The sequence below is a fragment of the Deltaproteobacteria bacterium genome (assembly GCA_009692615.1).
Classification (GTDB): Bacteria; Desulfobacterota; Binatia; order UBA9968; family UBA9968; genus DP-20.
Map to the genome: position 1 here is coordinate 1 of SHYW01000141.1, position 11,638 is coordinate 11,638.

At 56.2% G+C, this 11,638-nt stretch carries 13 protein-coding genes; 12 read left to right on the top strand and 1 reads right to left on the bottom strand.

What is annotated here, in order from left to right; all coding sequences use genetic code 11:
- The first annotated feature begins 476 nt into the window (after positions 1–476).
- From EXR70_22955 to EXR70_23010, 12 genes are all read left to right on the top strand, one after another.
- Positions 477–680 carry a 50S ribosomal protein L31 gene (locus EXR70_22955; protein ID MSP41356.1) on the top strand — a complete coding sequence of 68 codons (204 nt, stop codon included), beginning with the start codon at positions 477–479 and terminating at the stop codon, positions 678–680.
- A gap of 178 nt (positions 681–858) precedes the next feature.
- Complete coding sequence (gene prfA / locus EXR70_22960) at positions 859–1,914, top strand: peptide chain release factor 1 (GenBank protein MSP41357.1); 1,056 nt, start codon at positions 859–861, stop codon at positions 1,912–1,914.
- Between the two features lie 19 nt (positions 1,915–1,933).
- Positions 1,934–2,860, top strand: coding sequence for a peptide chain release factor N(5)-glutamine methyltransferase (gene prmC / locus EXR70_22965; protein ID MSP41358.1), 927 nt, complete (start codon positions 1,934–1,936; stop codon positions 2,858–2,860).
- A gap of 12 nt (positions 2,861–2,872) precedes the next feature.
- Positions 2,873–4,141, top strand: a complete 1,269-nt coding sequence (gene murA / locus EXR70_22970; protein ID MSP41359.1) for a UDP-N-acetylglucosamine 1-carboxyvinyltransferase — start codon at positions 2,873–2,875, stop codon at positions 4,139–4,141.
- Positions 4,142–4,173: 32 nt separating this feature from the next.
- Positions 4,174–5,469: a histidinol dehydrogenase gene (hisD, locus tag EXR70_22975; GenBank protein MSP41360.1), complete on the top strand. Its 1,296-nt coding sequence runs from the start codon at positions 4,174–4,176 to the stop codon at positions 5,467–5,469.
- A gap of 31 nt (positions 5,470–5,500) precedes the next feature.
- Positions 5,501–6,088, top strand: coding sequence for an imidazoleglycerol-phosphate dehydratase HisB (gene hisB / locus EXR70_22980; GenBank protein MSP41361.1), 588 nt, complete (start codon positions 5,501–5,503; stop codon positions 6,086–6,088).
- Between the two features lie 33 nt (positions 6,089–6,121).
- Positions 6,122–6,739, top strand: a complete 618-nt coding sequence (hisH, locus tag EXR70_22985) for an imidazole glycerol phosphate synthase subunit HisH (protein ID MSP41362.1) — start codon at positions 6,122–6,124, stop codon at positions 6,737–6,739.
- A 4-nt stretch (positions 6,740–6,743) separates the two neighbouring features.
- Positions 6,744–7,466 carry a 1-(5-phosphoribosyl)-5-[(5-phosphoribosylamino)methylideneamino]imidazole-4-carboxamide isomerase gene (gene hisA / locus EXR70_22990; protein MSP41363.1) on the top strand — a complete coding sequence of 241 codons (723 nt, stop codon included), beginning with the start codon at positions 6,744–6,746 and terminating at the stop codon, positions 7,464–7,466.
- A gap of 56 nt (positions 7,467–7,522) precedes the next feature.
- Entirely contained in the window at positions 7,523–7,753 is a 231-nt protein-coding gene (locus tag EXR70_22995; GenBank protein MSP41364.1) for a hypothetical protein, read from the top strand.
- Positions 7,753–9,534, top strand: coding sequence for a hypothetical protein (locus EXR70_23000; protein MSP41365.1), 1,782 nt, complete (start codon positions 7,753–7,755; stop codon positions 9,532–9,534). The genes EXR70_22995 and EXR70_23000 overlap by 1 nt, the downstream gene beginning before the upstream one ends.
- Positions 9,531–10,622, top strand: a complete 1,092-nt coding sequence (locus EXR70_23005; protein MSP41366.1) for a hypothetical protein — start codon at positions 9,531–9,533, stop codon at positions 10,620–10,622. Before EXR70_23000 ends, EXR70_23005 begins: the two co-directional genes overlap by 4 nt.
- Complete coding sequence (locus tag EXR70_23010) at positions 10,619–10,798, top strand: hypothetical protein (protein ID MSP41367.1); 180 nt, start codon at positions 10,619–10,621, stop codon at positions 10,796–10,798. Before EXR70_23005 ends, EXR70_23010 begins: the two co-directional genes overlap by 4 nt.
- A 68-nt stretch (positions 10,799–10,866) precedes the next feature.
- Here EXR70_23010 and EXR70_23015 read toward each other — a convergent pair whose 3' ends face one another.
- A complete protein-coding gene (locus EXR70_23015; GenBank protein MSP41368.1) occupies positions 10,867–11,406 on the bottom strand; it encodes a DUF4410 domain-containing protein in 540 nt (179 codons plus the stop codon).
- Between the last annotated feature and the right edge of the window lie 232 nt (positions 11,407–11,638).

Here is an 11,638-nt window from a genome sequence, read left to right on the forward strand (position 1 = left end):
CAAATCGAGGCAAAACTAAGGACCCTATTAACCACGAGAGCAAAATGTAATCTGATATAACTTCGCAAAAACTGTAACTCATTACGAAAAAAACGATCTATCCTCCGCTGCCCTGCTTCCAGGGCAGTTGTTCAGAGGTTCCTTAAGTCGGCGAGAAAACCGTAATCGAGTCCGGTGTCCTCAACTCGGAGCGGCACCTGTGGAGTGATTTCTCGGGTTTCACCGCTGTCTGTTTCCAACTCGCTCATGGTTGTATCAACTCCATTAGATCTGCCGCCAAAATCGCCCTGCCACCCAGCTAAGACTAACGGATACGCCGGATCAGCTCAAGTTTGGCTAGTTTATTGGGTTAGGCGCGGTTTGGCAATGAACTATTTTCAATTATCGTCCCGGTGGCGGGTGCTGCGGTCCGAAAAAGCACCCCAATTGAAGCAGCCTGGGGGTTGTGTTATAAACTCGATCAATCGAGGGGACTTATGAAACCAGGAATTCATCCAGAATATAAAGCGTCGACGATCACTTGCGCCTGCGGCCATGCCGTCGAGACGCGCTCCACCAGTGGTACCCTCCACGTGGAAATTTGCTCCAATTGCCATCCTTTCTTCACCGGCAAGCAAAAGTTTCTCGACACCGCCGGCCGCGTCGAAAAATTTCGTAAGAAATACGCTGCGAAAAACTAAACTACGCGGACGAGCGGGGCTGAATTTGACCGACTAGGTTTTTGCGGAACGTGAAAGGGCAAAGGGCATTCAACCACCTTTTGCCCTTTTTTATTTGTCCGTGGTTTAGACTTCGCTGGCGCTATTTCGCCGGTGTTAAACTTGTTCCTGCGGTGCTCGCTTTAGCTGTGAGAAAGTCATGCTTGATAAATTAGCCGAAGTCGAAAAGCGCTACGTCGAGCTGGAAGGGATGATGTCCGATCCCAAACTAGTCGGCCAACAGCGGGAGTATGCCAAACTCGCCAGGGAACGTTCTGATTTGGAAGAGATCGTTTTGCGCTACCGCGAGTGGTGCAAAGTCGAGCATGAGATCTCTGAGAACCGCCTGCTCATGGAGGAAAATGACGAAGCGATGCGCGAGTTGGTCAAAGAAGAGTTGACCAGTCTGCGCGAGCGCAAGGAGGCGCTCGAAACCAAGCTCAAGTTTCTGATTCTCCCCAAAGATCCCAACGACGATAAGAACGTCATCGTCGAAATTCGCGCCGGCACTGGCGGCGATGAAGCGGCTTTGTTCGCGGCGGAGCTTTTCCGCATGTACTCGCGCTACGCTGAGTCGCGCGGCTGGCGCGTCGAGATGATGAGTTCTAACCCGACCGGGCTCGGCGGTTACAAAGAGATCATCGTCAGCATCGAAGGGCAGGGCGCCTACAGCCGGCTTAAGTTCGAAGGCGGCGTGCACCGCGTGCAACGCGTGCCGGTGACCGAAGGTTCAGGACGAATTCACACCTCGGCGGTGACCGTGGCGGTGTTGGCCGAAGCGGATGAAGTCGAAGTCGCCATCGATCCCAAAGAAATTCGCATCGATGTTTTTCGTTCCTCCGGTCCGGGCGGCCAGAGCGTCAACACGACGGATTCCGCGGTACGCATTACCCATATTCCCACCGGTATCGTGATTTCCTGCCAGGACGAAAAGTCGCAGCATAAAAATCGCGCCAAGGGCATGAAAATCTTGCGCGCCCGTTTGTTGGAGCAAAAACAAGCCGAGCAGGCGTCAGAGATCGCCGCCACGCGCAAGTCGATGGTCGGCAGCGGCGACCGCAGCGAGCGCATTCGCACCTATAATTTCCCCCAAGGCCGCTTGACCGATCACCGCATCAACTTGACGATTTACCAACTGGAAAAATTGATGGAAGGCCAGATCGACGAAGTGGTCGAAGCTTTAATCACTCATTATCAAGCCGAGGCGCTCAAGTAAGACTGACGGCGCCAAGGATTTGGACGCAGATGTAGATGCCATGGATGGGCTTGCCAACATAATCGATCAACCGGCTCGCTACTGCCTACGCGACGGGCTGAAGCGCGGCGTCGAACGTTTAGCCGCCGCCGGGATCGACAGTCCACGGCTCGACGCCGAAGTTCTGCTGGCGCATTGTTTGGGCTTGACCCGAGAGCAGTTGATTCTCAGAGCTGATTCGCCAATGACTTCGGCGGCCGCGGCCAAATTCGAAAGCTTGTTGCGCCGCCGCTTAGAGCGAGAACCGGTCGCATACATCATTGGCAAGCAAGAATTTTGGTCCCTCGAATTCGCGGTCACGCCGGATGTTTTGATTCCCCGGCCGGAGACGGAACGCTTGGTTGAAGTCGCGCTAGTGGAAGCGGCGAAGATTTCGTCGGCTGATTCGCTGCGCATCGCCGATCTGGGCACTGGCAGCGGCGCGCTGGCCGTCAGTTTGGCAACTGAATTACCGACGGCAAAATTTTGCGCCACGGACGTTTCTTTCGGCGCTTTGCAAATCGCCCGCGCCAACGCTGAGCGCTATCGTGTGGCCGAGCGCATTGAATTTTGCCCCGGCGATTTGTTCGCCGCGCTGGCGCGGCAAGTTTTGCTTTTCGATTTGATCGTTAGCAATCCGCCCTACGTGCGGCGCGCTGATTTAACGACGCTGGCGCCGGAAGTTCGCCAAGAACCGTCGTTGGCGTTGGACGGCGGCGCCGACGGTTACGATTTTTACCGGCGTATCGCCGCCGCGGCGCCGGCGTTTCTAACTGGGCAGGGGGCGCTTATCGTCGAGATCGGCGCCGACCAGGCGCGCGCGGTGGAAAATATTTTTCGTGCGACTGAATATTATCGCGAGCTTGAATTGTTGCAAGATTACGCCGGCCGAGACCGAGTTGTCTTGGCGCGCGTCAAGCAGAATTGAAGAAAGCCGCAAGTGGATAAAATCGTCATACAGGGCGGCAAGCAACTCAACGGCGAGATCGCCGTCAGCGGTTCGAAGAACGCGGCGTTGCCGATTTTGATTTCGTCGTTGTTGACGGCGGAGTCTTGTACTTATCAAAGCGTGCCCCATCTCGCCGATATTCGCACGACGTTGAAATTGCTCTCCGGCCTCGGTGCTAAGAGCGATCATCAAGCCTGGCTCAAGGGTGGCGATGAATTGATTCTCTCGGCCGATCGCATCGAAAATTTCGAAGCGCCCTACGAACTGGTGAAAACCATGCGCGCGTCGTTTTTGGTTTTGGGACCGTTGGTGGCGCGTTTCGGTCAGGCGCGAGTGTCGACACCTGGCGGCTGCGCCATCGGCGCGCGTCCCATCGATCTACATTTAAAAGGACTCGAAGCGCTGGGCGCGACCATCGAGCAGACCCATGGTTACATCGAAGCCAAGGCGGTGAAACTGCGCGGCGCGAAAATATACCTCGATCTGCCATCGGTGGGCGCGACGGAAAACTTGATGATGGCGGCGAGTCTGGCCGAGGGCACGACGATCATCGAAAACGCCGCCAAGGAACCGGAGATCGAGGATTTGGCCAAGGCGCTCAACGCCATGGGCGCGAAAGTGCAGGGCGCCGGCAGCGATATCATTCGCATCGACGGCGTGGCGTCGTTGCACGGAGTTACGCATAGAATTATTCCCGATCGCATCGAAGCCGGCAGTTTCGTCATCGCCGCGGCGCTCACCGGCGGCGAAGTTTTGGTCAAAGGCGCGCGGGCGGAACATTTGGATGGGTTTTTGATCAAGCTCAAAGAAGCGGGTGTGGCGTTGAGCGCGGACGGTCAAGGTATTCGGGTCCAGGGCCACGGCAAAATAAAAAGCATCGACGTTAAAACGTTGCCCTATCCGGGATTTCCCACCGACCTGCAAGCGCAGATGATGGTGTTGATGGCGATTGCCGACGGTGTCAGCGTGATCACCGAAACGATTTTCGAAAACCGCTTCATGCACGCCCAGGAACTCGACCGCATGGGCGCGCAGATCAAGCTCGAAGGTAATCGCGCCGTGGTGCGTGGTGTGCGCGAGCTGTCCGGCGCGCCGGTGATGGCCAGCGATCTACGCGCCAGCGTCGCCTTGGTGCTCGCCGGGTTGGTGGCTAACGGGACCACAGAAATTTCCCGAGTTTATCATTTGGATCGCGGCTACGAACAAATTGAAAAAAAACTTTCGCAGCTCGGCGCGCAAATCGCCCGGGTGGCGGGTTAACGGTTGCGATAAAAATAATTTAAATTATTGCTATGAACATCCCCCTGGTCAAAACTGCCGATCGTGAGTTTGCGCCGTTGATGATGCGGATTCTCGGCCGGCGCGGCACACGCGCCGGCGATGTCGAAAAGCGCGTCGAGGAAATCATCTCAGCGGTACAGCGGCGCGGCGATCGCGCGCTGGTGCATTACACCAAGCTTTTCGATCATGTGAGTTTGACGCCGGCGCGCTTGGAAGTAACGCGGGCTGAGATCAAAGAAGCGCTCGGCAAAGTTTCGCGCCAAGATCTAAGCGTACTCAAGCTCGCCGCCAAACGGATCGCGGCGTTTCATCGCCGTCAGTTACTGAAAAGTTGGTCCTATCGCGATCCTCTTGGCATGCGCCTCGGGCAAATGATCGCGCCGCTGGAACGGGTCGGCGTCTACGTGCCGGGCGGCAAGGCGATGTATCCGTCGACCGTGCTGATGAACGTGATTCCGGCCAAAGTTGCTGGCGTCGATGAAGTGATCATGACTTCGCCCATCGGCAAAGACGGCGCGATCATTCTCGCCGCCGCGCATATCGCCGGCGTCGATCGGATTTTTCGTGTCGGCGGCGCCCAAGCGATCGCCGCCTTGGCGTTCGGCACCGAGACCGTTCCCCAGGTCGATAAGATCGTCGGGCCGGGAAATATTTTTGTCGCCACCGCCAAGCGCCTGGTGTTCGGCGAAGTGAACATCGATTCCATCGCCGGCCCGAGTGAAATTCTTTTGCTCGCCGACGACTCGGCCGATGCCGCTTACGTCGCCGCCGATATGCTGTCGCAAGCCGAGCACGATGAGCTGGCGGCGGCGCTGTGCGTAACCACTTCAATGGCGACGGCAAGAAAAGTTCAAAAGGCCCTGGAAGCCCAGTTGCTCAGCACCAAGCGGCGAAGCATTTCCCTGCAATCGCTCAAAAAATATGGCGCCATTATCGTCGCCCGCAGCGAGAAGGAAATGATCGAGCTGGCCAACGCGATTGCGCCAGAGCATATTGAACTGCTGGTCAAGCAGCCGCAAAAAATGGCGCGCCAGATTCGTAACGCCGGGGCGATGTTTCTCGGTCCCTACTCGCCGCCGCCGCTGGGAGATTATTTAGCCGGACCCAATCATGTGCTGCCCACCGGCGGCAGCGCGCGTTTTTTTTCGCCCCTCGGTACTTACGATTTTCTCAAGCGCACCACGGTGATTCGTGCCGAGAAGCGCGGGCTTAAAAAATTAGCGACGAAGATCGCCCAACTCGCTCGGCTCGAAGGATTGGACGATCATGCGCGCTCGGTGGAAGCGCGCTTTAAGAAGAGTTTTTAGTTTTTAGTTGGCGAATTGACGGGAGATAATTATGGCACGGTCTGCGAAGGTAGTGCGAAAAACTAAAGAAACCGACATCACGGTCAAGCTCGATGTCGACGGCAGCGGCAAGGCGGCGATCGAGACCGGCATGCCGTTTTTCAATCACATGCTCGACGCCTTTAGCCGCCACGGCTTTTTCAACGTCGAGATCCAGGCCAAGGGCGATCTCGAAGTCGACTATCATCACACCGTCGAAGATGTCGGCTTGGCGCTGGGACAAGCGTTCAAAGACGCGTTGGGCGACAAGCAGGGCATCCGCCGCTTCGGCGAAGCGAGCTGTCCGCTGGACGAGACCTTGGCAAAAGTGGTGGTCGATCTGAGCGGCCGGCCTTATTTATCTTACAACGTAAAAATTCGGCCAGGCCGGGTGGGCGATTTCGACACCGACTTGCCGCACGAGTTTTACGCGGCGTTCGCCAATCAGTTGGGAATGAATCTCCATATTGACGTTCCCCGCGGCGAAAATCCCCATCACATCATTGAGGCCTGCTTCAAAGCGTTCGCCCGAGCGATGGATTTAGCCACTCAAGTTGATCCGCGCGTCGAAGGCGTGCTGTCGACTAAAGGAAGCCTGTAAATTTCGTTTAGCACGTTTTAAACGGTCGGCAAGATGATCGCGATTATCGACTACGGCATGGGTAATCTGCGCAGCGTGCAGAAGGGCTTGGAGCGCGTCGGCTTCGAGGCCATCGTCACCCGCGATGTCGGCCAGATTCTTTCCGCCCGCGGCGTGGTATTGCCCGGGGTTGGTGCGTTCAGCGCGTGCATGGAGAATCTCGCCAAGTTCGGTCTCATCGAACCGATTCGCGAGCTGGTGCGCCAAGCGAAACCGTTTCTGGGAATTTGTCTCGGCTTTCAATTATTATTTTCCGAGAGCGAGGAGTTCGGCAAGCAAAAGGGGCTCGATCTTTTTCCCGGCCGAGTGGTCGGCTTTCACGCCGGCGAAAATTTAAAAGTGCCGCACATGGGTTGGAACCGCATCGACAAACAAAAAGACTCGCCGTTCTTGGACGGCATCGCCAGCGGCGATTATGTTTACTTCGTCCACTCGTTCTACGTCGCGCCCGACGATGGCGCGATCGTCGCGACGACCACGGATTACGGTCAGTCTTTCGTTTCGAGTATTGCCACCGACCGATTGTTCGCCTGCCAGTTTCACCCGGAGAAGAGCCAGGAATTAGGCCTGCGCATTCTCACCAACTTCGGCCGCTTTGTGGCGGCAAACTAATTCCATGCTGATCATTCCCGCCATCGATTTGAAAGACGGCCGCTGCGTGCGACTGTTTCAAGGCGAGATGGATCGCGAAACGGTCTATTTCGAAAATCCGCTGGATGCCGCCAAACATTGGCTCGACGAAGGGGCGAGGTTTCTCCACATCGTCGATTTGAACGGCGCGGTGGAAGGGCGGCCGGTGCATACCAAAGAAGTCGCGGCGATTTGCCGCGAGCCCGGCTTGACCGTGGAGCTAGGCGGCGGCTTGCGCTCCGTTGAAGCGGTGGAAGCGGCCTTCGATCTCGGTGTGGCCCGCGTCGTGATCGGTACCGCCGCCTATGACAACGCTGAGTTTGTGCGCGCGCTGTGCACCAAATTTCCCGGCAAGGTCGTCGTCGGCATCGACGCGCGCCAAGGCAAGGTGGCGGTCAAAGGCTGGAAGGAAACCACGACCATGGACGCCGTCGAACTGGCCCAGCGCTGCGAAGCCGACGGCGCGGCGCGCATCATCTATACCGATATCAGCCGGGACGGCACCCGCGACGGCGTCAATTTGGCTGAAACTTTGAAAATCGCCGAAGCGGTGAAGATTCCGATCATCGCTTCCGGCGGTGTATCGACGCTGGACGATCTGCGCAATCTTATGCCCTTGGAAAAATCCGGCGTCGAAGGCGTGATCGTCGGCAAAGCGCTCTACGCCGTTGCGTTTTCTTATCGGGATGCCTTAATGGCGGTGCGCTAGCACTGCGCTAGCGGCTGTCTTTCAATTTCTAATACGGCGAGAAAATAGGTTATCGAATGAACGGATTGCTCAAACAATTATGGCAAGGTTGGGTCAAGGTCGCGAAAAAAATCGGCGACTTTCAAGCCCGGCTGATGTTGACGATTTTTTATTTTGTCTTGATCCTGCCCATGGGACTGATCGCCCGCTGGTTCGCCGATCCGCTGGCGCTGAAAAAATCCGCCGCGGCGTGGACGAGCCGCACGAACGCGCCGTCGACCCTCGAAGACGCGCGGAGACAGTTCTGATGCATATCCTCGGACTGTCATTTTTCTATCACGACGGCGCAGCGGCGCTGCTTCACGACGGCATGTTGGTGGCGGCCGCCGAAGAGGAGCGTTTTTCCCGGTTGAAGCACGACAGCGGTTATCCGGCGCTGGCGATTCGCTTTTGCCTCGACAGCGCTAAGATCGCCGCGCGCGATCTCGACTACGTGGTGTTCTACGAAAAGCCGTTCGTCAAGTTCGAAAGGATTCTCACCACCGCGCTTCATACCGCGCCTCGCTCCCTCGATCTGTTTACTCGGGCGATGAAAAACTGGCTGGTGGACCGGCTGTGGATCAAAAACCTTTTGCAGCGCGAGTTGGGCCTTGAGCCCAATAAAATTCTCTTCTCCGAGCATCATCTGTCCCACGCCGCCAGCACGTTTTTTTGTTCGCCCTTCGACGAGGCCGCGCTGTTGACCATCGACGGTGTCGGCGAATGGGCGACGGCGAGTTCGGGCGTCGGCAAGGGCAACCAATTCAATCTCAGCAAAGAAATTCGCTTTCCCCATTCTCTCGGGCTGCTTTACAGTGTGTTCACGGCGTTTCTCGGTTTCGAAGTCAACGAAGGCGAGTACAAGGTGATGGGCATGGCGCCCTACGGCGAGCCCCGTTACGTCGACAAGGTCGAGAAGTTATTTCACCTCGGCAACGACGGCGGCTTTCGCTTGAACATGGAATACTTCGCCTACCATTACTCACCGACCCAAGCGTTCACCGCCAAGTTCGTCGAATTGTTCGGCGCGCCGCGGCAGCCGGAAACTTATTTTTTTACCACTTCGAGCGGCTATCCGAGTTACTTCGGCGCCAAGCCGTCGAACTATGACGAACTGGTCAAACGCAACGAATACTACGCCGACATCGCCGCGAGCATTCAAGTGGTCACCGAAGAGATTCTGCTCAAAATGGCTGGCGCCTTGCAACGCGAAACCGGCCAGCGCCGTTTGTGCATGGCCGGCGGCGTGGCGCTCAACAGCGTCGCCAACGGCCGCATTCTAAAAGAGACTGGCTTCGAGGAAATCTATATTCAACCCGCGGCCGGCGATAGCGGCGCGGCGTTGGGCGCGGCGCTTTACGCTCATCACATGGTGTTGGGCCAGCCGCGCCGCTTCGTTATGGAGCATGCCTACTGGGGCCAGGGCTTCGATAACGGCGCGGTGCGCGATACTCTCGCCCAGCAAAATATTCGCGGCGAAGAATTTAGCGACGAAGAAAAACTCTTGGACCGGGTCGCCGACGCGCTCAGCCGCGGCAAAGTCGCCGGTTGGTTTCAGGGCCGTTTTGAATGGGGGCCGCGCGCCCTCGGCCATCGCAGCATCATCGCCGATCCGCGCCGCAATGAAATGAAGGACGTGGTCAACACCAAGATCAAATTCCGCGAGCCCTATCGCCCCTTCGCGCCTTCGGTGTTGGAAAACCGCGCCAGCGAGTTTTTCGATTTGCCCGAGCCCGAGCGTCACTATCCCAACCGCTTCATGCTTTACGTCGTCGACGTTCAGGACGGCGCCAAGGAAAAACTGCCGGCGATCACCCATGTCGACGGCAGCGCGCGTTTGCAGACCGTGCGCCAAGATACTTCGCCGCGCTATTACCGCCTAATCGAAAAGTTCGGCCAAGCCACCGGCGTGCCGGTGCTGCTCAACACTTCGTTCAATCTGCGCGGCGAACCGATCGTCACCAGCCCGGCCGACGCGCTCAAGACTTTTTACAACAGCGGACTGGATTTTCTCGTACTGGGCGACTGCATCGTCGAGAAAGACGCGTGAAACCGATCGCGCAGAAAATTGTCCTAGCCGGCGTGGGAATTCTATTCGCCTTGGCGCTATGCGAAGGTTTGGTTTGGCTGACGCCGCAGAAATTGCTGACGCCGCGTTTGCGCGAACTCGGCAAACGCATGGAGCTGTATCGCAGCACCGACGGCATGTACGTCGCTGATGAAGAACTGCTCTTCAAGATTCGCCCGAATACGGACATCATGGTCGATCATCCCGATTACCATGTGCGGATCAAAACTAATCTCAATCTTCCCGGTATCGGTTTTCGCGGCGGCAGTTTGGGCGGAACCGCGTGGGGCGCGGCGGTGGGAGATTCGTTTACCTTCGGTGTCGGCATGGATCAGCAGGATACCTGGGTGGCGATCTTGGCGCAGGCGCTGGGCAAAGAAATTATTAACTTTGGCATTCCCTCCCAAGGGCCGGCGCAGTACACGCGCATTCTCAAACGCTATGCCTTGGCGCTCAAACCGCGGCTAGTTTTTTACGGTTTTTATTTCAACGATCTCAATAGCGTCAATCGCTTCAACCGCTTGCAGCGCAACCGGTTTCCGGTGAGCCGATATCTGCGCCAATACTCAGTGCTCTACAATCTCGTTCATGAAAGCAGGCCACAATCGGCCGCGGCGCAAGACGCCGAACCGGCGGAAGGCGACGGTGCCCAACTTAATATCGCCGCCGCAGACGTGCGCCGCTCCTTGGCCCGGCAGAACCGCAACTTCGAACAGCGCTGGCAACTGACGGCGCAAGAAATCGACGAGGCGATCCGGGCGAGTAAGGATGCCCCGGTTGAAATGGTCCTGCTCTATCTGCCGTCGCGCTGGGAAATCTACTGGGAACAACTGAAAGCGCAAAATAATTTTTCCGATGAGCTCGACATCGACAGATTACGGCGTACTGTTGTAGAATATTGCGGTCAGCGAAAGCTCACCTGCTTCGACCTGACGCCAGTGCTCAAGCGCGAAGCGGCGCAGGGCAAGCAGCTGTACTTCCCGATCGACGGCCACTGGAACAAGCAAGGCAATCGCATCGTTGCCGAAGCGCTGCAAAAATTCTTAAGCGAAAAGAGGCTAGCCGGGTGAAAGTTCTCGATTCATTGAAAAACCGCTTCTCGATCATGGGCGAGCTGATGGCGTTCTTGTGGGTGCGCAAGCTATGGTGGATGATCCCGATGGTGATTGTTCTGTTAGCCTTCGGCCTGCTGATTCTCTTCACCCAGACCAGCGCGCTGGCGCCGTTTTTGTATCCGCTGTTTTAGCTGCGCGGTAGATCGGCGATCTCCGATCGTTGCCGAAGTTACGTTGAACGGTGTGATGGAACTCTGCCTCAGTTGGAAGGAGGTAATATTCTCCGGGTTCTCAGCCCAGTGATTATCTCTTTTGCCAAACCGTTCTCCAAATCGTCCATTCCGGTTGCGGCACCGTAGATTCCACCCCAACCGAAGGTTTTGCCGGCATCTCCGCCGTAGATTAGCCTCCCGGATGCAGCATCTTTTATTTCAACCTCGGCATGTAATTGCATTGAACCTAGTCCCGCTAACACGAAGCGTGCGAAGCGATTACCTTCCTCATAGATCGTGAACTTGACGTTCAACAAGAGGTCTTTCACCCCGGGATCGCCCAGCGAGATGTTTTCAAATCGCTCTTTGCAGCAGTTGAGAATTTCCGCCTTTATTAGCGCCTTCATGCGTGATTGCGCGGGTTCGGGAACCGTGACGCCTTGAGCGGTTGAAGTCTGAATAGTAATCGACTTGTACTCACTAAGATCCACTACATTATCCGCCGATCTTAAGTTGAGGGCAGTCGTGCCGCATCCTACGGTCAAAAATAGTATCGGGAATAGGATCGATTTAAAGTAGGCGAGCATCCTAACCGCTGCTCCAATTCTTTTCTGAATCGATTTGTAACTGATCAAAGTACGATGATGTCTCTAACGCCATTGATCTTTGATATTTAAGGAACCTCTGAACAACTGCCCTGGAAGCAGGGCAGCGGAGGATAGATCGTTTTTTTCGTAATGAGTTACAGTTTTTGCGAAGTTATATCAGATTACATTTTGCTCTCGTGGTTAATAGGGTCCTTAGTTTTGCCTCGATTTG